Origin of the sequence: Burkholderia sp. EMB26 (assembly GCF_024730645.1) — a bacterium.
Lineage (GTDB): Bacteria > Pseudomonadota > Gammaproteobacteria > Burkholderiales > Burkholderiaceae > Burkholderia > Burkholderia cenocepacia.
In genome coordinates, this window is the sequence record NZ_CP078070.1 from 2,689,619 (window position 1) to 2,710,153 (window position 20,535).

Consider the following 20,535-nt stretch of genomic DNA (forward strand, 5'->3'; position numbering starts at 1 on the left):
ACCTCGTGTGGATAACGTCGTGGACAAAACGTTGAGTTCCGTAAAAAAGCGAATCGAAACAACGGTGTGCTTGGACTGCTCCGAAAGCGGGCGCGCGGCGTGCGCTGCGCGCCCCTGAACGCGCGGTATTTTACTGGTTCCGCGTGGCGCGCCAATCGCGGGATCGGCGCGCGCCGCACGCGTCACACCGGCTTGCGCTTCGCCTCGAGCGTTTCCCACCGTTCGAGCGCGGCGAGCAATTCGTCGTCGATCGCCGCGAACCGCTCGGTCAGGCGCGTGCCTTCCTGCGGGTCCTTCGCGAAAATCGAGCCGTCCTCGAGTTGCGCATTGATCGTCTTCTGCTCGGCTTCGAGCGCGGCGATCTTCTCCGGCAGCGAATCGAGCTCGCGCTGTTCGTTGAACGACAGCTTCACCGTGCGCTGCGCGTTGCGGCCGGCCGCGCTCTTCGCCGGCTCGTCCTTCGCGGGCGCCGCTTCCTTGACCGCGCGCTTCGCCGCTTCCTGCTGCGCGAGCTGCTCCGAGCGCTCGCTCTGGATCTGCCAGTCGGTGAAGCCGCCGACATATTCGCGCCACTTGCCGTCGCCCTCCGCCGCGATCACCGACGTCACGACGTTGTCGAGGAACGCGCGATCGTGGCTGACGAGCAGCACCGTGCCGTCGTAGTCGGCCAGCAGCTCTTCGAGCAGTTCGAGCGTCGGGATGTCGAGGTCGTTGGTCGGTTCGTCGAGCACCAGCACGTTGGCCGGGCGCGCGAACAGGCGCGCGAGCAGCAGCCGGTTGCGCTCGCCGCCGGACAGCGACTTCACCGGCGAACGCGCGCGTTCCGGCGCGAACAGGAAATCGCCGAGATAGCTCATCACGTGCTTGCGCACGCCGCCGATCTCGACCCATTCGCTGCCGGGGCTGATCGTATCCGCGAGGCTCTTCTCCTGGTCGAGCTGCGCGCGCATCTGGTCGAAATACGCGACCTGCAGGTTCGTGCCGGTGCGCACCGTGCCTTCGTCGGGCTTCAGGTCGCCGAGGATCAGTTTCAGCAACGTGGTCTTGCCGGCGCCGTTCGGGCCGACGAAGCCGATCTTGTCGCCGCGCATGACCGTCGTCGAGAAGCGGTCGACCACCGTGCGGCCGCCGTAACGCTTCGTCACGTCGGTCAGCTCCGCGACGATCTTGCCGGACTTCTCGCCCTGCGCGACGTCCAGCTTCACGTTGCCCTGCGCATTGCGGCGCTCCGCGCGCTCGTTGCGCATCTGCACGAGCCGCGCGATGCGGCCCACGCTGCGCGTACGGCGCGCTTCGACGCCCTTGCGGATCCACACTTCTTCCTGCGCGAGCAGCTTGTCGAACTTCTCGTTCTCCACCCGCTCGACTTCGAGCTGCTGCGCCTTGCGCGTCTGGTACGCGGAAAAATTGCCCGGGTACGACAGCAGCCGGCCGCGATCGAGCTCGACGATGCGCGTCGCGACGCGGTCGAGGAATGCGCGATCGTGGGTGATGAACAGCAGGCCCGCGCGCTGCGCGACGAGCAGCTCTTCCAGCCAGCGGATGCCGTCGAAGTCGAGGTGGTTGGTCGGCTCGTCGAGCAGCAGCACGTCGGGCTGCAGCACCAGCGCGCGCGCCAGCGCGACGCGCTTCTGCATCCCGCCCGACAGCGCTTCGACGCTTGCGTCGACGTCCTGCAGGCCGATCTGCGCGAGCGTCATCGACACGCGGGTGCGCCAGTTCCACGCGTCGTGCGCGTCCAGCGACGACTGCAGCGCGTTCATCCGCGCGAGCAGCGCATCGTGTTCGGCACCTTCCGGGATCTCCGCGAGGCGGTGCGCGATCGAATCGTATTCTTCGAGCAGTTCGCGCGTATGCGCGAGCCCTGACGCGACCGCGTCGAACACCGTCGCGCCCGGCTCGAATTCGGGCTCCTGCGGCACGTAGACCGTCACGAGCTCCTGCTGGCGCGTGACCAGCCCGTCGTCGGGCTTCGCGAGATCGGCGACGATCTTCAGCAGCGACGACTTGCCCGCGCCGTTGCGGCCGATCAGGCCGACCCGCTCGCCGGCTTCCAGCGAGAAATCCGCGTGATCGAGCAACGCGACGTGACCGAACGCGAGCTGCGCGCCGGTAATGGAATAGAGCGACATGGGGAGACGGCGAAGAGAGAAATCGGAAGCGCCCATTGTACCGGGCGCGCGGGCCGGGATCGGCTTGGCTGGACGGACGAGCGCCGCGGGATGCGCTTGAAGCGCGTCGGCGCGATGCCGGGAGCGGGTTGCGGACGGTTTTTCGCGTGGATGCCGGCCGTCGTTTACGTGCCCGCGTAAACGGCCGAACGCCGGCCGGATGCCCGCGGCCGGCCGATCGACCGATCCCGTGCGCGGCGCGGCGAGCGCCGGCGCGGGACGTGCGATTATTTCACGTTGACCGTGATCGTCGAGCTCAGTTCGGGACCGTACGAACGGTGCGCGCCGTCACCGAGCTGCAGCGTCAGCGTATGCTGGCCAGGCGGCAGCTTCACGTCGGTTTCGGTCTGGGCCTTGCCGAAATGCAGCGAATGGTCGGTCGCCGGGATCACGTCGCCCTTCGGCACCGGCTTGCCGTCGATCAGCAGATGATGATGACCGGTATCCGGGGTCATGTCGCCGGCCGGCTTGAGCGCCATGCCTTCGAGACCGAACTTCACGTGCACGGGGCTCGACACCGTCGCGCCGTCCTGCGGCTCGACGAAGAACACACGCGCTTCGGCGCGCGCGAGCGTCGATACGGCCAGCGCCGCGACACAGACTGCACCCGCGATCCACTTTCTGTTGAGCATCGTTTCCTCCTTCAGATTGACAGGCTCACGAAGCATACACTGCATGCCCGACCGACGCGACGGCGCCGGTTGTTCGCGATGCGTACGTTTAAAACGACGTTGCGCAGGCGTTCGGCGAAATTCCGGTACCATTGCGCCTTTCGTCCGCCGGCTAGGCTGCGGACGGCATCGCCGAATTTTCATTATCCCGAGCGCAACATGAGCGAAGTAACCGAATACCAGAGCTGGGTCTGCCTGATTTGCGGGTGGGTCTACAACGAAGCGGAAGGGCTGCCCGACGAAGGCATTCCGGCCGGCACGCGTTTCGCCGACATTCCGGCGGACTGGCGCTGCCCGCTGTGCGACGTGGGCAAGGAAGATTTCGTCGTCGTCGATTTCTGATTTTCCGTTTCGATCGCGGTTGATTACGCGATACGCGTGTCGCGGGGGCATTCCGCCCCGCCGACGCGCCGCGCGTTTGCTATACTCTGCGCGCTGTCCACACCGCCGTCCGGTTCGCCTTCTTTTGCGCGAATGCCCGGATATGGCTCTCCCCGTAGTTCAATGGATAGAACAAGCGCCTCCTAAGCGCTAGATACAGGTTCGATTCCTGTCGGGGGGACCAGCCATGCCCCAAACCTCCCCCAAGATTCACAAGAAACTCCCCGCTCAAGCCCGTCTGGCGGCCTTCTCGCGCCCATCGTTACCCAACGTTGCTCAGTGACAGCCAGAGAAAGTGTTGGTATTTTTGTTGGTATCAGCAGATACCAACAACACAGATACCAACAATGCCTCTCACTGACATACAGGTACGGAACGCAAAGGCCAGCGCCGCACCGTACAAACTCACGGACGGCAACGGGATGTTCTTGCTCGTCCAACCGAACGGCGCGAAGTACTGGCGCTTGTCCTACCGCTTCCTTGGCAAGCAGAAGACGCTCGCCCTCGGCGTGTATCCGGCCGTCACGCTCGCGACGGCACGGAAGAAGCGCGACGAGGCACGCGAGCAGATCGCGGCCGGCGTCGATCCGGGCGAAGCGAAGAAGGATGCGAAACGGGCCGCCGAGATCGCGGCGGCAAACTCGTTCGAAGCGGTAGCGCGCGAGTGGTACGACTCCCAGCGTCCGGGCTGGAGCGACGGCTACGCGGAGAAAGTGCTGAACTCGCTTGAAGTCGACGTGTTCCCGAAGATCGGCCCTCGCCCGATCGCGGAGATCGACTCGCCACAGATGCTCAGCATCGTGCGCGAGGTCGAGGCGCGCGGCGTGCGTGAGACGGCGAAGCGGATCCTCCAGCGCTCTCGCGCGGTCTTCCAGTACGGAATCATGACCGGGCGATGCTCCAGGAATCCGGCGGCCGACATCGATGCGCAGACGGTCTTGAAGAAGGGTCCCGGCGTGCAGCACATTGCCCGCGTCAAGGCAACGGAGATTCCGCAGCTCATGCGCGACATCGACGCTTACCAAGGCGACCTAGTTACCCGGCTCGCGCTCCGCCTGATGGCGCTGACCTTCGTGCGGACAACGGAAATGATCCGTGCGGAATGGTCGGAGTTTGACGAAGCCGCCGCAGAATGGCGCGTACCGCCGGAGCGCATGAAGATGCGCGACCCGCACATCGTGCCGCTATCACGGCAAGCGCTCGACGTGCTCGCCCAGCTCCGCGCGCTCAACGGCCAGCATCGATTCGTGTTCTACAGCGTGCAAGGTCGGAGCCACATTTCGAACAACACCATGCTCTATGCGCTCTATCGCATGGGGTACAAGTCGCGGATGACCGGGCACGGCTTTCGCGGGCTGGCGGCTACGGCTCTGCGTGAACTCGGCTTCGGCCGGGACGTTGTAGAACGCCAGATGGCGCATGCCGAGCGCAATCAAGTAACGGCCGCCTACGTCCACGCCGAGTATCTGCCGGAGCGCAGGCGAATGATGCAGGTGTGGGGCGATCACCTCGACCGCCTTAAGGCAGGGGCGGACGTCATCCCCATTGTGTCGGTCCGATAGCGGTCCTATGTCGCCCGCGCTCTTAACCGCCAAGAACGGGATTGGGCGCATTTTCAGTTGCCAAGGCGAGCGTCGCAGAACGCTTCGGTCGCGAGCAAACAAGCAACCGCGTCCCGAACCGGATCAATTTTCACTTGCGTAAGCGCACGCTCGATCTCCACTCTATTTGTCTCGAACATCTCACGCGCGAAATCCGGTACCGCAGGCGACTTCAGAAAATGCTGGATCTCGGCAATGTTCGGTGTCGCGCCCTCTATTGGGCCAGCGGAACTGAGACGCGCGGCGAGAAAAGCGCTGAAATCTTTTGCAAATTCAAGACAAAATTGGGCCGCGTCGACGGTCGGCGCTGAAATCTCAATCAGATCACCGCCAGGACCAAACCGATGAATGTCATTTGGTACGAAGTAGCGTCCGTCCGCCCATGCGCTTATGACCGGATGGCCATCATGGGTAGCGGCATTCCTGCTGAGCCAAATAAACTTTCCGTGACGAAGGCCTTCGATGTCGCTCCACGTGATCTTCGGTTTCAGGAATGTTGAGCCAGCATCTTTGAGAGTTTGGACGGTGTTGCTGAACGCAGAGAATGCGTAAACGATCCTGCCTTCCGTTTGTTCGTCTCCCTGCTGCCCGGTGAGAAATCGAAGCATTGATTGATCGCAGCATTCGACGACTGAGCGCAAGCAGAAGTCGAACTCTTTGACCTTCGACCTGAAGAAGCTAGCGACCCAGCGGCGATGCTGATCTTGCGTAAGACTCATATTTGAAGAAAGCCCCGTTTCGTACAAAACGCGATTGTACGGCTGCCACACAGCTCGACTGAGTCTTGCCGACAGCAAAGGTTGAACCGTTGTGGCAAACGTGTCGCCATCGGGAAGAGTAGCAATCCACCATGCCTCCTTGCATGGTTATGCCCCCCTTGCCGCGCGCCTCCCACCGATTTTTCAGAGTCAGCACCGCACTACCGGTCCCCTGCATTTCGGTATGAATATGCCCCCCCTTAGGCGGGCCGGGAGTAGGAAAAACACGCGGGTGTGAGCCCCCGCGTCTTTGCCCTAGACGCAGGGTCCCCCGCTTTTCAGCCGCCCCGACACTTGCGGTCGGCGCAACAATGCCCGATGGGGGCGCATCGCGCCCCCCCTTCAAAACACGTCTCTGATGCCCGTCAAATCCCGGAGAGCCGCGCCCCGTCTAGCTTCACGATCGACGCAGACGGTCGACGCCTGCCCGCTCACTGCAAAACGAGTTGGAGATTTGGAGATAAACGCCTGAATCGGCTGCAAAGCCTTGTGGGATAAGGCTTCGCGTGTCTCCAAACGATTTGGAGAACGCTGGAGATACTGGAGATAAACCGGGCTGGATTGTTACGGAGGTGGCAAGATTCGCAGCAAGCGCCCGCCTAGTTCCGTCTGGCGCGTATCGCTCAAAGTAACTTTGACGCACGGGCGAAAATTGCCGCGCAAAGGAATGCCCGCCACCGCCCTCCCGGACGGCGGCGGCGTCTTTCACAGTTCGAGCGTGAAGATGGACGGCAACACACGGTAGACCATGAATTTCCCATGGCCGGGGATGTACTCCTGCCGGTATGGGTAGCCGTCGCTACGCGGCATCAGCACGCCCCGTTTCATCAGTGCCTTGGCGACGATCTTGTGATCGAAGCCGGCACACACGTCCTTGCGAAACACGGCCGCTTCGATCAGGTACTCCGTCTCGACGCTTTCGGCATCGTCGGCGCTCATCTTGCCGCCGAACTCGGCGTAATACTCCCGATCGGATGCGATGGGCGTGCGGCGCTCGTCGCGCTTCACGTGCTGCTTGAAACCCGCTCGATGCGGCACGTTCGGTCGATGGTCGTCCTGCGCCCGGTTCATCCACACGAAACGGTTGTCGCCGTGTGCGGCGAGAAAATGCTGTACCTGCCGCACGGCTTCCGCCTCGTCCGAGTTGCCCGTGCCGCCGCGCAGTTCGAGCCAGCCTTCGAAGCAGCGACGCGCGGCTTCGACCGCTTCGCCCTGCGGCCAGCCGGTTAGCCCGTGCGCCGTCGCCAGCTCGCCGGCCACCGCAACGAGGCAGAACCGCTTGGCGACGCGTGCGACCTGCGAATGCGATCCGTCCGGCACCCATTGCCCGACCAGCTCATCGACGCGCATGCGCAGATGCTCGGCCAGCTCGCCGGCCTGCGACGACGCCCATTCGATGAACGCGGGGCCTGCCGTGCCGTAGTGCATGCCGGCGTGCCGCTCAAGATGCTCGATCAGCGCGGCCGGCGTCGGGAAGCCGTGCAGCTTCTCCACGACACCCATTTCGCCGACCTCGGCCGGGATCGCGGGCAAGCGCACCTCGATACCGCCTTTCATGGGTTTGTTGCCCTCGGCCATCAGCGCGGACACGCTCTTTTCGCCGTTCGACAGGAACAGCAGCCGCCACGTGAGCACGGGCTTGGCCGAGCCGCTACGCGACGCGCGGGCCTTGCCCGACTCGTTCGCGAGCATGTAGATCACATCGCCGACCAAGCGCGGCTCGACCTGTCCGATTTCGTCGAGAATCAGCAGCGCGTCGCTATGCTGAGTGGCGACCGCTTCGAGCGCGTTGTCGGTCGCCTTCCAGCTCCGCACGTAGTCCGGCGAGCCGAACACGGAGGCGGCGATGACGCCGCCGGTCGACTTGCCCTTGGACGTCGTGCCGAGCAGGTGAAACCCGCCCGACTGGAGCCCGGAGAAGTGCAGCAGCGGACCAGCGAAGGCCGTAGCGACGCAGAACAGCAGCCGGCTATTGCCGACGCAGTAGGCCGCGACCTCGCGTTGCCAGTCGTCCAGCGTGCCGCGCTCCTTGAACTGGCTCTGGATCGGCGTATCGGCCTGATAGATCAGCGCTTCTTTGCCGGTGCCGATCACGCGATCGGGCAGCACGAACGCGCCGTGATGCCAGCCGACGCGCGGCACGCAACGCACGCGCTCGTCCGGCTGCGCCATCTGCACATAGTTCGCGATCTGCGTGCGGGCGATCTGCGTCACGCCAAGCTTCACGCCCATATCGAGCAGCATGCGGCGCAGCTCCGTACCGTCGCCGGCAAAGAGGCCGGCCGGCACCGCCCACCGTTTCCGGATGCCGTCGCGGTCCGTGAATTCGAGCAGGTAGCCCCACTCGCTGTTCATCTCGTTTCGCGTCTCCGCGATCACGTCGATACGCGTGCTGACCCAATGCGGCGGCAGCGGATCACCCTGATTGTTGAAGCCGTGAAACCACACGCCCTTGTCGTCGACGACAAACCGCGACTTGCCGTCCTGTGCGCGGGCCGTTTTCGGGCGCTTGGCGGGCTTCGCGGCGGCTGGAGCGGCCTTGCCCTTGCCGGCATCCGACGAGCCGGCCGGTGCGAGCGCAGCGCGCACGGCGGCGGCCACGACATCCGGGCCGAGGTGCGCAGCCAGGTCGTTGAAGTCGGTGCCGGCCGCAGGACGGTTCGGACCGAAGTCGGGCACGGCGACGATGCCGGCGACGGCTTCGGCCGCCGCGCGAGCCTTCATCACGCCCGGATTGCCCTTCGTCGTGTGGTCGTCATCGGCGCAGACGACGATGCGGGCGTCCGGATACTGGCCGCGCAGCGCCGTCGCCACCGCGTGCAGGTTGCCTGCGTCGAACGCGACAGCAGCGGGATAGCCGGACGCGGCCGCGAGCGTGGCGCACGTGGCGTAGCCCTCGCCAATCAGCAGCGTCGACGACACCGGGCCGCCGATCAGCGAGAAGCAGCCCGCCTTGCGGCCATTCGGCAGATAGCGCTTCTGGCCGTCCGTCAGGACGAACTCCAGCGTCCACAGCTTGCCGTCCGCGTCGCGGGCCGGGATGACGAGCGCGCCGTCGCATGCGGCCGTGCCGATGCACAAGCCGCCGCGATAGACGCGCAGCGCGTCGACCGGGATGCGCTTGCGAACAAGATACGGGTGATCGGCCGGTGCGGGCTCGGCCGCCGACCAGATCGACTCAGCGAGCGCCGACGCGGCTTGCTGTTTCTCGGTCAGCTCGGCCAGCTCGGCCGCTTCGCGTGCCGCACGCTCGGCCTTCTGCCGCTCGCGCTCCGCTGGATCGATGGGCTTGGCTCGATGCGTACGCGGATCGAAGCCGCCAAGCTTGGCGAGGTGAAACAGCGTATTGATGGTGATCTTGCCGCCCTTGAACGACTTCCACACATCGCGCGCGTCCTTGCCGTTGTAGTTCTGCGCGCCTTGGCTCCATTCGTTCCAGAGGGCGAAGCCCTCCTCGCCAAACTCGGCCTTGAGCGCCATCCCCACCTGACGCCACGTATCGCGGTCGTCGGGCGGGACATAGCCGAGCGCGACTCTCGCCCGCTCGAATTCGGACATGGGTGCGTTACTCATAGGTTCCCACTGGACGCGCGTCGGCAGGCTTCCGATTAGTAGTCCATATCGGTCAAGCAGCTACCCGACGCGCGAAGAATTGAATGATTCGATGATGCCTAGCGGCGGAGCGTCAGCCGGCCGCGCGAGGCACGGACAGGACCGCTCCGCCGGCCGTGACGTCGTTGCTGTAGACGTAGCGGCCGAGCCGCGACTCGCCGAGTGCGTCGTTCGCTGCCTCCAGCGCCGCGCCGATCGACGGCAGCGACGCGCGGAACAGGCTCAGCACAAGCCAGTAGTCGTCATCGGACATGGCCTTGTCAGCCGCCCAATGCAGGCTGTCCAGCAGTTCCATTGCATCGCTGATCCGCGTGCCGATGCGGTTGCGGTCGGGCCGGTTCACCTCGGCCACGAAGTGCGACGCGAGCGGTTGCACGGCGTTCTTGTTCGTCTTTGCCATGACCGCCCCTCAGTGCGTCGTGCGCGGTTCGCGCGTGACGAGGCCGAGCGCCGCAAACAGGTGCTGTTGTACGCGCCCCATCAGGCCGGCTGCAAACGCTTGGCGGCTGATCGTCACGCGGTGCGCGTCGACGTCGCCTGCGTCCTGCATGGCAGCTTCCATGCCGCGTGCGAACGCAGCGGCTTGATGGGCCGCGTAGTCGTGCAGCCGCACGTCGCCTTTCAGGTCGAGCCATGCGTCGGCGCAGATCGCGCCCAGGTCGACGGCGAATTGCAGCTCGATCGGAGCGCCGGTATCGAGCGGCGGGGCGTTGTCGAATCCGTCGACAACCGCGGTTCGGATGCGCTGGTCAGTCATGGCACACCTCCGGCTGCGCAGTGCGGCGCATTTCGGCCGAATAGCGGCTCGCAACGCTTTGCCCCATGTCGACGAGCGCGCGCTCGTAGGTGCCCTCCGCAAGATGCGAACGGACAGCATCGAACAGGGCTTCGAGTTGGGCGAACTGATGGGCCGCACACATGGCGATCATCGTGACTTCGTTCGGCAGGCGGAAGTTAGACATGGCGCACCTCCAGAATCGACGCGAGGAGTTGCCCGACATCGATCGTGCAATCCAGCTCCGCTTCGCCGCGAATCGGCGTGAGGTTCCAGTCGTAGACGGCTGCGTGCGTGAAGTCGCCAGACCGGCGACCGCAGACGCTACGCCCCGACGCAGGGCCGCCCAAGATCCGCACGCGCCAATCGTGATCGGGCGTCGGACGAGCCGATGCCACCTCAACCAGCATGCCGATGCGCGCGCGCGCATCGCACTTCGTGACGATCGCCAGATCGCCAATCTTGCAGCGCAGGTCAGCCATGACGCACCTCCGCACGCACGAGCGCCGCGATTGCGGCCAGTGCCGCACCGGTTGCGTCGAGTGCGTCTTGATATGTGCTGGCGGTTGCCGCGTCGCGCAGTGCTGCGCGGACAATCGATTGAATGAGGTGGGATTGCTGCCCGGTACGGGCGTGCGAGGGCTGGCGCATTGGGTGCGACCTCCGTTTGTTGCGGGTTGAACCCCGCTCCCCATCGCCAAATGGGGTGAGCGGGCGCAAGGCAGGGTTGGCGAACCGGTACAAACGGAAACCGGCCGACCCGAAGGTCGCCCTACCAAGGCCCGCCCATTGATCGTAGAGGCGCGCGAAGGCATACGGACGTAAAAAAACCGCACAGAGGCGGTCGTCCGCCGTTTGATTCTCGGGTCGCCAAACCCGGTCGCCGTTGTCTCAGCGACCCTCACAGGATACTGCGCACCGCCGTAATGCGCAAATCGGGAAGGCGAAAGACCCGAGGCAGCGGGGTGACGTCGCCGATGCCCAGCGTCGTTCGTCGCGGCAAAGTGACTTTGACGAGACATCATGCCGGAGCCTTCGGATCGAGCATGAAAACCGCGTGCTTGAGGAGTTCGATCGCACGCTTGGCACGTGACGGCATACGTTCGGCGTCGCGCTCGAACACAGTCGCCGCTGCCGCGATCCAGCAAGCTGCCTCGCGTCGGGCTTCGTCAACGCTGCGCCCGAGGGCGTCGGCAAACCGCTCGCGCTGACGCTCCAACTCGCTCTCGTAGAATGCCGCGTCGGCGTCTCGCTTGGCTTCTCGCGCTGCTGCGCGCGCGTTCGTCACATTCACGCCGTTCGTCATCACGCGCCCTCCGTCACTTCGCTCGCCACGTCGGCGGTCCGATAAGTCAACGGGTCGGCCATCCAGCGGTGAATCTCTCGATTCGACCAGACGGTGCAGCGCTGCGTCAAACGACTTGCACGCGGGAAGCGCCCTTCCAGCTCACGCTGGCGGACCGTCTCGCGGGACAAAGGGATGAAGGGCCGCAGATCACTCCAACGCGAAAAACCGTCAAGCGGCAGTCCGACTGGGGCCTGTGATGCGAATGTGTTGCTTGCAGACATTTGTGCTCCCTGAGTATGGTCGTGTCACCATCGACACAACCGGGAGCGTGAAACATGAAACGCGACCGATGTATCGACAGTCGCGTTTGGCACCGCGCAAAACAAGACTGTCGTTACGTCAATCGCGTTTTGCCGATTTACCCTGCAAGCCAAGCCCGTTTCAATTTGCGCACGTGATCCGCCGTGACGCCGAAGCGAGCCGCAATGTCTGAGCAAACATTGCGGCCCTGAAAGTCTTCGCCATTGCGCCGACGGCGATTGAATTCTTCGACAATCTTCGAATTTTTTGCACCGGCAAGTCGCGCTGCCTGAGCCGGCTTAATGGCTTTTTGCCTTTCTCTCTTCGTTTGCTCTTGCCGTTCTCGTTGTTCAGCTTGGAGCACTGCCAGATGGGCGAGCGACATGTCGCGCTCCTCAGCACGCTCAGCAATTTGCTCATGCAACGCGTTGATTCGCTCCAGCAGATCGGATTCAGTTTTCCGCCGCGCATAAAGCACGACGCCTTCCAATGTGCGGCTGTTGAACAACTCGTGCTTCATCAGCTCTTGCGCGGTGCGCAAATCATCCTCGTCAATACATTTGACGAGCAGACCGGCCAGCAAAGCCATGGCCTCACCAACAGGCACGTTACGCGGAATGATGTCTTGCATCCGCCCGAACGGACTTTCACCGTCCTCCGCAGCAAACGGCTGGGACGCTCGGTGTTTTGCGTCTGCTGCGGCAGCGGAGAGAATGCTTCTTCTGACACACTGCCTTGAACGCCGTGAACGAAAACCGGCGCGGGGTTTATGCGTGAGAACTGAACTAGGCGTCTTTGTACGTAGCAATAGCGCACCCTTCTGTGCGGCCTTCACGAAGAACGCCGAGCCAGCCGGTGAAGGTATCCGGTTTTCAGGTGGCCGCCCTAGGCTCGACGGGCCATATTTTCCCACGCTTCGTAGACGGGAATACAGAGCGATGAATAAGCCGTCGCGTCTGGAACCGCCACAAAGCACAGACGGCCGCCACCCGGGATGTGGCGTCTTCAGTGACCAAATCGACGTTTTCATTGCCGCTGGTCAATCGGCATAATCGGTTACTGTCTTGCGAAAAGCCGAACTATCGGTTCTCCTGTCCTCGGAGCCTTCGAAAATGCCTAAGCTTCCACTCTCGCCAATGCTTGTTCAGTACCTCGTCGGCCTATGTTGCTTGAAATGGGACCCTGATGCTGTCGATGTAACGATAGGAGATATGGTTCTTGATCCGGCAGCGGGCAAAGAGCGAGACGTCGACGTCACCGTGACCGTTACTGAGTCCGGGAACATCACACATGCGTTCAAAGCCTACGAGGTCAAGCACGAAGGGACGCCCCTCGACGTTACTGAGGTAGAGCAGCTATGTCTCAAACTGCTCGACATGCCGTCGCTAACTCACAGAGCGATCGTGTCGGCGTCAGGGTTCACCTCCGGGGCTCGATCCAAGGCAGCAAAACACGGGATCGCCCTGTACGAACTCCGTCCGTGGACACGGCCGTTGGAAGAGCAGTTCCCCGCACTCACGATGCGGGGAACTGTTGAAGAATGCTTTCCGATGAGTAAGATCCTGCTTTGTTGGGTCGATCCGCAGTACGCACTTGTCGCACGGGAAGCGAAAGGCTCATTCGCCGTTCAACCCGACGACAAACTATACGACGCTACAGGCAACCCACACCCCAAATACAAGAACTTCACCGGTTATCAAAGGGAATTACTGCTGCGCTCGACCGAGATACTTTTCCAGTTGGAGCCAGCGGTAACGCTGTCGCGCACGTTTCCCGTTCCGTATTCGGCCCCAGACGGCATAGTCCCCGCTGGACCTGCATGGCCGCATACGCATACTCTCGACGTCACCAACGACGCCGTCTACGTAGCTACGGAGAAGGACATATGTCAGCTCCACGTGGTCACGATCAACGGACATCTTCAGTGGCAGCGCGCTAGCGATAAGCCGCTTTACTACGTCATCGAGCAGCTACCGGAGGAGGAGGCATTCGCGGGAGCCCTGATCTCGATGGACAATCGCGAAGGCCATATGACCGCGTTGGTGTTCTCACCGAAAACGCGTGAGATCGGGATCCACTTCGTTCGTCTCGCGGAAAAGCATCTGAACAGCATACGCAAACTCAAACTTGAGCAACTACCGCCTCCAACCGATCGATAGGCGGTCACGTGATCGCAGTACACCGACTACGGTCTCTGCGTGACCGAGACGTCCGAAACCGTTCCCTTTCGGACATAGCCCCACCACCCTGTCCGTAAATAAGGCATCGAATGTTTCGTACATAGGTTATGATTCGGACACCCTTTTCGAACACCCTAAGAGCGCAACATGTCGCGAACCTTCGCATATGCCCGTGTCAGCACAACAGATCAGACGTCAGCGAACCAACTCCGCGAGATCGAAGCGGCCGGCTTCATTGTGGACAAGCGCCGGGTCGTTACCGAAAGTATCTCGGGAAGCGTCAGCGCAGACCAGAGGCCGGGTTTCGCCGAGCTACTTCTTAAGATGGAAGATGGCGATGTGTTGATCGTGACGAAGCTCGACAGACTTGGCCGAAATGCGATGGACGTGCGTGCAACCGTTGAGGCTTTGGCAGATCGCGGCATCCGGATTCATTGCCTCGCGCTCGGCGGCGTCGACCTGACCAGTGCCGCAGGCAGAATGACGATGCAGGTGCTGAATGCAGTAGCCGAATTCGAACGCGACTTGTTGATTGAACGAACGCAAGCCGGTATCGCGCGTGCAAAGGCCGAGGGGAAGTCCATGGGTCGACCGCCTGTACTGTCCAAGCCTCAGCGGGACGATATTCGCCAACAGTTAAGCGAAGGAGCAAGCGTGGCAAGTCTCGCAAAACGATATAGTACAAGCCGACAAACAATCATGCGGGTACGCGACGCGACGTAAATACTCGCCGGGCAAAGCCATTTGGCGCGACGGATGCTGCTCTGCAAGGTCTCGTACCTGATACTTTATATTCTTTGCAGATTTCAGCCCGATCCGTCACGGGCATTAACTCCTCGCACTGTCTTCCGCACATAATTCGCTCTTGCTAGGGCAATTCTTTCACGAGTTTGGTATACGATCCCTCACGGGGATCGTATGAACGATCGGTATCACGCGAGCGCGTCAGTCGTGCGTCAGGATCCGCCCTTAGGTGGTGCTTTCAATGCATTCTGCGCACGCGCAGCCTGCGCCTGTCGCACCCCGAGCAAATAGGAGCGAAATGCGGGATGAACCTCCCAAGTCGCGGCCTGCATCTCGTTCCAGTTTGACAGCTTCACGAAATTCGGATTTTCCTGAAACAGGATATGCCTGAAGCCGCGCACTTGCCGCTTATCAGCGACACGGGGATTCAAAAAACCAGTCTCATGCAAAAGAGCAAGGATGACTATCGAGTCATCGTCATTTTGCGGATGCATTACACTACCACGTATTACGATTGAGGCAATACTCGGAACCTTACCCAGATGCCCCCTCAACTCTTCAAATCCCGACTCAAAAGGTAAATCGGAAAATGAATTAACAACCTCTCTAATATTAGAGCAATCTAACGAAAACTCATTAACAATATCATCCACGCGCTCACCGGAATAAATCTTCATTCCCTCATCAGCCTCATCACTGCCGATCAATTGCGCACCATTCTTTACGGCATAATCCGCCATGTTTTTTATAAGCTGAATGGCGTCACGCGGTCGCTCACGAGCTGATTTAGTGATAAATGAGTCCCAAGATCGCTTTTCAGTACTAGACGGAAGCGTCACTGTCGAGCCATTAAAGAAGACCGCATATGGGTCAACACGCGCCTTGCCAGCATCTTTTGCTGCTTGCTCAAGTCGGCGGCGAACAATGCTGTGCATCAACTTATCATCTGCATGGATCGGCACCACCAAACCGCGCAAGTGATCGGTCTGGTCTCGTTGCCCTTGACTCTCGCTTGTAAGCCGCGTCCATACACCAGAACGCAGCGTGACGATTGCACGTACCGAATCGCACTCTCCCACTAGACGCCGGACAGCAAGTAGCAATGCCCAAATCCGATTCAAATGTGCCGGCTGATCTGGGGCAGCCAGTTGGTCGGTGTCATCGATCAGCAAAAAAAATAGTGATCCATTAGATAGTAGCTGCGTGTTAATCGCACCAACCAGCTGGGTCGCAGAATTGACTCCAGAGAGCTCTTTCGCCAGCTGAACTCCATTTATTTTTGATACGGGCATTGAAACAGCACTAATCAACGCCAACGACTTCTGAATGAAGTCATCTTCCAAGAGACCCGCCTGCCGGGCCTCATTATGAAGCCTCGCCGCATTCCCTTTCAGCAGACCTTTTAGCTGGGTTCCGATTTGCGCCCCAACAGACCTCAAAAGCACGTCATAGTAAAATCTCTTCAATGACCCAATATCCTGAGCCACCGGCAAATCCTTTGTCGAAATATTATCCGGCCGAATAAGCACACACGGCATATTTCTTTTTGTCGATACCTTATCAATCCATTCAACAATCGCGCTCTTCCCGATCCCTTTATTTCCAACGAGTATGCGCATTCCGCCCGGCTCAATTCCGATTAAATTCTCAAACTCCGAGGGAGTAACGAAAATTTGATCGAGGAATTTTCGATCGCCTTCCGCCGTGCCAGTTCTAACGTACTTTAAAAGTAATTTAAAATCTGCCATTTTCGATCGTTAAGAACCTTGTAGTGTAGCGATTGTCACTATATGCCGCGCTGAGGGCACACCAGAATGCATACCTGATACTACATCGCCTTATCGGCCAGCGGTATATCTTGCAGCTGTGCCGGCTCGGTAGAGCGTTGCTCCCGCCTATCGTTTCGTTCCTGCCGCTCGGACTGAGCCGCGAACTGCCTACATCATTCCACTCTGTAGGCCCCGTCGTGCTTAAGCTGGTAGCCAACGATAACTGCAAGCTCAGCCGCACGCCGGGTACGTGGCGGCGCGGGGCAATTCTTTGCGCGCAGCGTTCCAGACGGCGGATAGTTCGCAAGCAATGGAGCGACCATTGGCGGCCCGACACCGTATCTCCAACGTTGTCTCCAAGAAAGTGTGTGTTCTGGAGATAGACTTGGAGATAACGAAAGCCTTGCCAGACAAGGCTCACAAGCGGAAAAGAGGGGGTATCTCCAAATCTCCAGATATTTTTGCTCCGGGCGACGGGACAAGGTTAGACACAATGCCCCTATACGACTGTCGAGCCTACGCCGATACGACTGTTGGTATTTTTGTTGGTATCTACGAAACACTCTCCCTCGATTGGCATATACAGCCTAGAGATATGAATTCTGTCGGGGACCAGACAAGCTCCATGCCTCCCCCGATTCACAAGAACTCCCCGCTCAAGCAACGACAACCGTAAACTCAACCCCCGACTCAAAATCCAGCGTCGTAGTCGAAAACCGCGGCTCCTCGTCGAGGTATTGCTTGTACGGTCGCACGGCGTCCTCGGCCGTGTACATGTTGTCGGCCAGCACGACCGATCCGGGCCGCAGCAGGCGCTCGATCTGCTTGAACAGCTTCAGATAGGCGTCGGCCCAGACGTCGATAAACACCATGTCGACAGTCCCGTCCAGCCCGGCAACCGTGTCGAACACATCGCCCTCCCGCACGTCGACATAGGCCTCCAGGCCCGCAGTTTCGACGTGGTCGCGCAAACGCGCGCACTTGAGCGCATCGCCTTCGGTCGCGATGACCACGCCACGGCCCAACGTCCGCAGCGCGTCGGCGAAATACAGGGTCGACACACCGCAGGAACTGCCGAGTTCGAGAATTCTGGTCGGCCGTTGCGCGAGCACCATGTTGCGCAAGAACCTTCCCGTTTCCGCCGACACGGCCAACGATAGCGCACTGCCCGCCGACGACTCGAAATCTTCGGTGAACAGGCCGAACGTTTCGAGAAACCGCCCTCGCAACCTCGGGGCGAGTGCTTCGTATTCGTCGACGAGCGTCGGAAACGCCTCGTTCGGCCCCTGGAACTGCGCGCGGGCGCGGGCGATGATTTCGCGCTGGCTCTCTTCATGAAGCCGTTGCAAAAGAGCGTGGGTGGTAGAAACCAAGTGCGTTCCTTGATGAGTTTGATCACGTAGACGGCGTATCCAGCGACTGCTATCCGCCATCAGGCCTGCGGCGCTACCGCTCCATCATCGGCGAGCACGGGCGACGCTATGCCCTTCTCGCGAGCGTGATCGCGCGCTCGGGACACGCCGTCACGCAAAGCCCGCATGACCGACAGGCTTGCGCATTCGGCGTGTACGCGACCTTCATTCCATGCACGCGCAGCTTCAAGCGATGCATCAGACCGAGGTCGAGATAATCGGCCTCGTCGATGCGCCGGACCTCGAACACGTTTTCGGGGCAAACGGTGACGCAATCGCCCTTGCCTTCGCAACGCTTCAGATCGACGACCGGCGCAATCACGCCCGCCTTCTGCTTGCAGTCGGCCGCTGATTTCTCGCGCATGGTCACTCCTCCGTGGGCCGCTTGCCGCGCGACCGCCATGCGGCTCGGAACTGCTCGCGCTCTTCCGGCGTCATGGCTTCCCACTTGCGCCAGTGGCGCCGGCCGTGCCAGCCGCGGTGTCCGCGGAATCCGCCGAACAGGATGCGGCTCAACACGAGCAGGCCCAGCGCATGAGCGAAGTCGATCGTCCGGGCGCCAACGAATAGCGCCGGCATCACCCAGTTCCACAACATCATCACGACCCCACCGAGCACCCCGATGGCCACCACCACGAGCAGCGCCTTGCCCGCACATCTGATTCGAAAATTCATCCGTCGACTCCTCTAGATATCCAGTTCGTCGTAAATGGGTTGCAGTCGAGCACGCAGATGCAGGACCGCGTAGCGTTTGCGCGCGAGCAGCGTATTGAGCGTGACACCGCTTTGCGCGGCCATCTCCTTGAAGGACTGCCCTTCCAGCTCGTGCGCGATGAAAACCTCGCGCTGATTCGCCGGCAACTCGTCGAGCGCATCCTGCAACGCCTTGAGCAACAGCGTGCGAGCGTAGAGCGCCTCGGGGCCGGCATCGTGCGCCGGCAGCGCCAGATCCAGGCGATACTCGCTGTCCGCTTCGTCGTCGACATCGAGCAGATCGGTCAGCGGTTGCTCCTTCTTCTTGCGAAAACGATCGATGATGCGGTTGCGCGCGGTACGGAACAGCCACGCGCTCGCCTGTTCGATTGGCGCGGGAAGTCGATAGGCCTGTACGAATTCGTGAAGCACATCCTGCAGAACGTCCTCGGCATCGTCCGGGTCGCGGATCCGGCGCCGAATGAAATTCCCTAGCCTCGTTCGTTCACGCATCACCGTCGCAGTGATGTCGCGGTCTGGGTCGGTCATCGTTTGCGAAGTGGGTGGCGGTTCCATGCGTCTGAAGACGTTTCAGGCGCGCGAATATTGTGGCGAGCGTGAAAAATTTTCGGTGGTACGCGTCGGCTTCACTGCGCTGCAGTCGTTTCAAGGAACAGGCCCGATATGGCACCAGCCCGTCGTCGCAGGAATCGATTGACTCCCCGCATCAACCCGAAGTACACTTCGCGCCGCGGGGTGGAGCAGTCTGGCAGCTCGTCGGGCTCATAACCCGAAGGTCGTAGGTTCAAATCCTACCCCCGCAACCAAATGCCGAAGCCCGCTTTGCGAAAGCAAGCGGGCTTTTTGCTGTCCGGCGGTCCGGGGATGTGGCTTGCGCGTGCAGCGCAACTAAGGCATACGAACGGCGATGCGTTCGCGCGTTCACCACGACGTGCGACACGTAATCGCAGCTCGTCCATTCGCCGCAGCCATGCAGCGAACATTGCGTAGAATTCCGAACCTTCTTCGGTTCAGCACACGGACTTCTCGAATGATTCGAACGATCGCGGCACTCGCCGCGCTTTCGGCGATGACCGCCATGGCCAACGCCGCCGACACCGGCACGGCCCCCACCAAGCAACGCTACGTCAGCCCGGGCATCGCCAACGTCACTGCCTCGGCAGCCCCGCGCCCGGAAAGCACCGCCTCCGACGCCCGCTGTCGGGAACTGGCCGCCGGCATCGACGCGGTCACGCACTCACCGGACCGCGGCCAGAAGGTCGTGCGCGGGATGGGCCCGGACGGCAAGCCACGCAACGAACTGCGCGCCTACGACAAACGGGCCGATCTGGAAGCCGAGCACCAGCGCCTCGGCTGCCAGTAACGAACAACGCCGCACACGCCCCCACCCGGCCAATCCGCGCCGGGCAGCGGCCTTTACGCGTTCGCGCCGCCGTCGATCGTCAATCCGGTCCCGTTGATCGACCGCCCTTCCGGTCCGACGACGAACGCCACGAGCGCGGCCACGTCGTCGGCCTTGCCGTACTGCTGAATCGCCATCCGCGAACGCTGCGCATCGGCATGCGCGCCATCGGCCGGGTTCATGTCGGTATCGGTCGACCCCGGATGCACGATGTTGACCGTGATGCCGCGCGGGCCGAGATCGCGCGCGAGCCCCTGCGTCCAGCCGATCAGCGCGGCCTTGCTCGCCGCATAGAGGCTCATCCCCGCATCGGGCACGCGCGTCGCGAGGCAACTGCCGGTCGACACAATGCGCCCGCCCTCGCCGAGATGCCGCGCCGCCGCCTGCGACGCGACGATCACCGCGCGCACGTTCACGTTCAGCGTCGCGTCGATGTCGTCGAGCGTGAGGTCGTCGAGCGATCCGGCCCGGAAAATCCCCGCGTTGTTGACGAGGATGTCGAGTCCGCCGAATGCCTCCGCGACACGATCGACCGCGTTGCGCACGGCGACCGGATCGGCGCTGTCGGCCTGGATCGCGATGGCGCGCCGGCCCAGCGCCTCGATGCCGGCAACCACGGCCTGCGCCCGCTCGGCCGATTTTTCATACGTGATCGCCACGTCCGCGCCGTCGGCCGCCAGCCGTTTCGCGATCGCCGCGCCGATGCCGCGGCTGCCGCCCGTGACGAGTGCACGCTTGCCCTGAAGTCGGTTCATGT

General features: G+C 61.8%; 23 protein-coding genes and 2 tRNA genes. 8 read left to right on the top strand and 17 right to left on the bottom strand.

Translation table 11 applies throughout. The features are described 5' to 3' along the window. Window positions 1-182: 182 nt before the first annotated feature. Both KU887_RS12650 and KU887_RS12655 read right to left on the bottom strand, forming a co-directional pair. Window positions 183-2,168, bottom strand: coding sequence for an ATP-binding cassette domain-containing protein (locus tag KU887_RS12650; protein ID WP_171983969.1), 1,986 nt, complete (start codon window positions 2,166-2,168; stop codon window positions 183-185). A 230-nt stretch (window positions 2,169-2,398) separates the two neighbouring features. Further along, a complete protein-coding gene (locus KU887_RS12655) occupies window positions 2,399-2,803 on the bottom strand; it encodes a DUF4399 domain-containing protein (protein ID WP_012328968.1) in 405 nt (134 codons plus the stop codon). Between the two features lie 198 nt (window positions 2,804-3,001). Between KU887_RS12655 and KU887_RS12660 the strand changes: the two genes are divergently transcribed. The 3 genes from KU887_RS12660 to KU887_RS12670 all read left to right on the top strand — a co-directional run bounded on the left by KU887_RS12660 (window position 3,002) and on the right by KU887_RS12670 (window position 4,785). Further along, complete coding sequence (locus KU887_RS12660; RefSeq protein WP_006478164.1) at window positions 3,002-3,184, top strand: rubredoxin; 183 nt, start codon at window positions 3,002-3,004, stop codon at window positions 3,182-3,184. A 148-nt stretch (window positions 3,185-3,332) separates the two neighbouring features. Beyond that, window positions 3,333-3,407: transfer RNA gene (locus KU887_RS12665), tRNA-Arg, on the top strand. A 163-nt stretch (window positions 3,408-3,570) separates the two neighbouring features. Beyond that, a complete protein-coding gene (locus KU887_RS12670; RefSeq protein ID WP_258250087.1) occupies window positions 3,571-4,785 on the top strand; it encodes an integrase arm-type DNA-binding domain-containing protein in 1,215 nt (404 codons plus the stop codon). Between the two features lie 53 nt (window positions 4,786-4,838). Here the strand turns inward: KU887_RS12670 and KU887_RS12675 are convergent, their stop codons facing one another. From KU887_RS12675 to KU887_RS12715, 9 genes are all read right to left on the bottom strand, one after another. Beyond that, a complete protein-coding gene (locus tag KU887_RS12675) occupies window positions 4,839-5,543 on the bottom strand; it encodes a hypothetical protein (protein ID WP_088923128.1) in 705 nt (234 codons plus the stop codon). Between the two features lie 744 nt (window positions 5,544-6,287). Continuing rightward, a complete protein-coding gene (locus KU887_RS12680) occupies window positions 6,288-9,140 on the bottom strand; it encodes a DUF927 domain-containing protein (protein WP_258250088.1) in 2,853 nt (950 codons plus the stop codon). A 127-nt stretch (window positions 9,141-9,267) separates the two neighbouring features. After that, the gene (locus KU887_RS12685) at window positions 9,268-9,594 is read right to left on the bottom strand and encodes a hypothetical protein (RefSeq protein ID WP_004556769.1); all 327 of its coding nucleotides are present in this window, start codon (window positions 9,592-9,594) and stop codon (window positions 9,268-9,270) included. Between the two features lie 9 nt (window positions 9,595-9,603). Next, window positions 9,604-9,951, bottom strand: coding sequence for a hypothetical protein (locus tag KU887_RS12690; protein ID WP_009908645.1), 348 nt, complete (start codon window positions 9,949-9,951; stop codon window positions 9,604-9,606). Beyond that, window positions 9,944-10,156 carry a hypothetical protein gene (locus tag KU887_RS12695; protein WP_258250091.1) on the bottom strand — a complete coding sequence of 71 codons (213 nt, stop codon included), beginning with the start codon at window positions 10,154-10,156 and terminating at the stop codon, window positions 9,944-9,946. The genes KU887_RS12690 and KU887_RS12695 overlap by 8 nt, the downstream gene beginning before the upstream one ends. Beyond that, the gene (locus KU887_RS12700; protein WP_258250092.1) at window positions 10,149-10,451 is read right to left on the bottom strand and encodes a hypothetical protein; all 303 of its coding nucleotides are present in this window, start codon (window positions 10,449-10,451) and stop codon (window positions 10,149-10,151) included. The genes KU887_RS12695 and KU887_RS12700 overlap by 8 nt, the downstream gene beginning before the upstream one ends. Window positions 10,452-10,990: 539 nt before the next feature. Then, entirely contained in the window at window positions 10,991-11,275 is a 285-nt protein-coding gene (locus KU887_RS12705; RefSeq protein WP_249278670.1) for a hypothetical protein, read from the bottom strand. Continuing rightward, window positions 11,275-11,538, bottom strand: coding sequence for an AlpA family transcriptional regulator (locus tag KU887_RS12710; RefSeq protein ID WP_088923538.1), 264 nt, complete (start codon window positions 11,536-11,538; stop codon window positions 11,275-11,277). The genes KU887_RS12705 and KU887_RS12710 overlap by 1 nt, the downstream gene beginning before the upstream one ends. A 137-nt stretch (window positions 11,539-11,675) precedes the next feature. Next, entirely contained in the window at window positions 11,676-12,188 is a 513-nt protein-coding gene (locus tag KU887_RS12715) for a DNA-binding protein (protein ID WP_081062730.1), read from the bottom strand. A gap of 580 nt (window positions 12,189-12,768) precedes the next feature. Between KU887_RS12715 and KU887_RS12720 the strand changes: the two genes are divergently transcribed. Both KU887_RS12720 and KU887_RS12725 read left to right on the top strand, forming a co-directional pair. Further along, the gene (locus tag KU887_RS12720) at window positions 12,769-13,716 is read left to right on the top strand and encodes a hypothetical protein (RefSeq protein ID WP_140401375.1); all 948 of its coding nucleotides are present in this window, start codon (window positions 12,769-12,771) and stop codon (window positions 13,714-13,716) included. Between the two features lie 168 nt (window positions 13,717-13,884). Continuing rightward, complete coding sequence (locus KU887_RS12725) at window positions 13,885-14,460, top strand: recombinase family protein (protein WP_088923118.1); 576 nt, start codon at window positions 13,885-13,887, stop codon at window positions 14,458-14,460. A gap of 233 nt (window positions 14,461-14,693) precedes the next feature. Here KU887_RS12725 and KU887_RS12730 read toward each other — a convergent pair whose 3' ends face one another. The 5 genes from KU887_RS12730 to KU887_RS12750 form a co-directional block, all read right to left on the bottom strand. Continuing rightward, complete coding sequence (locus tag KU887_RS12730; protein ID WP_140401363.1) at window positions 14,694-16,229, bottom strand: P-loop ATPase, Sll1717 family; 1,536 nt, start codon at window positions 16,227-16,229, stop codon at window positions 14,694-14,696. Window positions 16,230-16,906: 677 nt separating this feature from the next. Then, complete coding sequence (locus tag KU887_RS12735) at window positions 16,907-17,683, bottom strand: O-methyltransferase (protein WP_369718848.1); 777 nt, start codon at window positions 17,681-17,683, stop codon at window positions 16,907-16,909. Between the two features lie 46 nt (window positions 17,684-17,729). After that, entirely contained in the window at window positions 17,730-18,026 is a 297-nt protein-coding gene (locus KU887_RS12740) for a 4Fe-4S dicluster domain-containing protein (RefSeq protein WP_006487655.1), read from the bottom strand. Between the two features lie 2 nt (window positions 18,027-18,028). Then, window positions 18,029-18,337: a hypothetical protein gene (locus KU887_RS12745; protein ID WP_006487637.1), complete on the bottom strand. Its 309-nt coding sequence runs from the start codon at window positions 18,335-18,337 to the stop codon at window positions 18,029-18,031. A 12-nt stretch (window positions 18,338-18,349) separates the two neighbouring features. After that, on the bottom strand, window positions 18,350-18,931 hold the full coding sequence (locus KU887_RS12750; RefSeq protein WP_258250095.1) for an RNA polymerase sigma factor: 582 nt from the start codon (window positions 18,929-18,931) through the stop codon (window positions 18,350-18,352). Between KU887_RS12750 and KU887_RS12755 the strand changes: the two genes are divergently transcribed. From KU887_RS12755 to KU887_RS12765, 3 genes are all read left to right on the top strand, one after another. Further along, complete coding sequence (locus KU887_RS12755; protein WP_153260051.1) at window positions 18,930-19,073, top strand: hypothetical protein; 144 nt, start codon at window positions 18,930-18,932, stop codon at window positions 19,071-19,073. The two genes, KU887_RS12750 and KU887_RS12755, sit on opposite strands and share 2 nt — an antisense overlap. A gap of 32 nt (window positions 19,074-19,105) precedes the next feature. Beyond that, window positions 19,106-19,182: transfer RNA gene (locus tag KU887_RS12760), tRNA-Met, on the top strand. 224 nt (window positions 19,183-19,406) lie between these two features. Continuing rightward, window positions 19,407-19,739, top strand: a complete 333-nt coding sequence (locus tag KU887_RS12765) for a hypothetical protein (protein ID WP_077188835.1) — start codon at window positions 19,407-19,409, stop codon at window positions 19,737-19,739. Between the two features lie 53 nt (window positions 19,740-19,792). On the opposite strand, the gene KU887_RS12770 is transcribed toward KU887_RS12765, so the two are convergent. Then, the gene (locus KU887_RS12770; protein WP_006487647.1) at window positions 19,793-20,533 is read right to left on the bottom strand and encodes an SDR family NAD(P)-dependent oxidoreductase; all 741 of its coding nucleotides are present in this window, start codon (window positions 20,531-20,533) and stop codon (window positions 19,793-19,795) included. Window positions 20,534-20,535: the final 2 nt, after the last annotated feature.

Bases quoted from the DNA above. Each gene is read 5' to 3' on its own strand.
- KU887_RS12650 (WP_171983969.1), bottom strand. From the start codon at position 2,168: ATGGGCGCTTCCGATTTCTCTCTTCGCCGTCTCCCCATGTCGCTCTAT.
- KU887_RS12655 (WP_012328968.1), bottom strand. From the start codon at position 2,803: ATGCTCAACAGAAAGTGGATCGCGGGTGCAGTCTGTGTCGCGGCGCTG.
- KU887_RS12660 (WP_006478164.1), top strand. From the start codon at position 3,002: ATGAGCGAAGTAACCGAATACCAGAGCTGGGTCTGCCTGATTTGCGGG.
- KU887_RS12670 (WP_258250087.1), top strand. From the start codon at position 3,571: ATGCCTCTCACTGACATACAGGTACGGAACGCAAAGGCCAGCGCCGCA.
- KU887_RS12675 (WP_088923128.1), bottom strand. From the start codon at position 5,543: ATGAGTCTTACGCAAGATCAGCATCGCCGCTGGGTCGCTAGCTTCTTC.
- KU887_RS12680 (WP_258250088.1), bottom strand. From the start codon at position 9,140: ATGTCCGAATTCGAGCGGGCGAGAGTCGCGCTCGGCTATGTCCCGCCC.
- KU887_RS12685 (WP_004556769.1), bottom strand. From the start codon at position 9,594: ATGGCAAAGACGAACAAGAACGCCGTGCAACCGCTCGCGTCGCACTTC.
- KU887_RS12690 (WP_009908645.1), bottom strand. From the start codon at position 9,951: ATGACTGACCAGCGCATCCGAACCGCGGTTGTCGACGGATTCGACAAC.
- KU887_RS12695 (WP_258250091.1), bottom strand. From the start codon at position 10,156: ATGTCTAACTTCCGCCTGCCGAACGAAGTCACGATGATCGCCATGTGT.
- KU887_RS12700 (WP_258250092.1), bottom strand. From the start codon at position 10,451: ATGGCTGACCTGCGCTGCAAGATTGGCGATCTGGCGATCGTCACGAAG.
- KU887_RS12705 (WP_249278670.1), bottom strand. From the start codon at position 11,275: ATGACGAACGGCGTGAATGTGACGAACGCGCGCGCAGCAGCGCGAGAA.
- KU887_RS12710 (WP_088923538.1), bottom strand. From the start codon at position 11,538: ATGTCTGCAAGCAACACATTCGCATCACAGGCCCCAGTCGGACTGCCG.
- KU887_RS12715 (WP_081062730.1), bottom strand. From the start codon at position 12,188: ATGCAAGACATCATTCCGCGTAACGTGCCTGTTGGTGAGGCCATGGCT.
- KU887_RS12720 (WP_140401375.1), top strand. From the start codon at position 12,769: ATGGTTCTTGATCCGGCAGCGGGCAAAGAGCGAGACGTCGACGTCACC.
- KU887_RS12725 (WP_088923118.1), top strand. From the start codon at position 13,885: ATGTCGCGAACCTTCGCATATGCCCGTGTCAGCACAACAGATCAGACG.
- KU887_RS12730 (WP_140401363.1), bottom strand. From the start codon at position 16,229: ATGGCAGATTTTAAATTACTTTTAAAGTACGTTAGAACTGGCACGGCG.
- KU887_RS12735 (WP_369718848.1), bottom strand. From the start codon at position 17,683: ATGGCGGATAGCAGTCGCTGGATACGCCGTCTACGTGATCAAACTCAT.
- KU887_RS12740 (WP_006487655.1), bottom strand. From the start codon at position 18,026: ATGCGCGAGAAATCAGCGGCCGACTGCAAGCAGAAGGCGGGCGTGATT.
- KU887_RS12745 (WP_006487637.1), bottom strand. From the start codon at position 18,337: ATGAATTTTCGAATCAGATGTGCGGGCAAGGCGCTGCTCGTGGTGGTG.
- KU887_RS12755 (WP_153260051.1), top strand. From the start codon at position 18,930: ATGCGTCTGAAGACGTTTCAGGCGCGCGAATATTGTGGCGAGCGTGAA.
- KU887_RS12750 (WP_258250095.1), bottom strand. From the start codon at position 18,931: ATGGAACCGCCACCCACTTCGCAAACGATGACCGACCCAGACCGCGAC.
- KU887_RS12765 (WP_077188835.1), top strand. From the start codon at position 19,407: ATGATTCGAACGATCGCGGCACTCGCCGCGCTTTCGGCGATGACCGCC.
- KU887_RS12770 (WP_006487647.1), bottom strand. From the start codon at position 20,533: ATGAACCGACTTCAGGGCAAGCGTGCACTCGTCACGGGCGGCAGCCGC.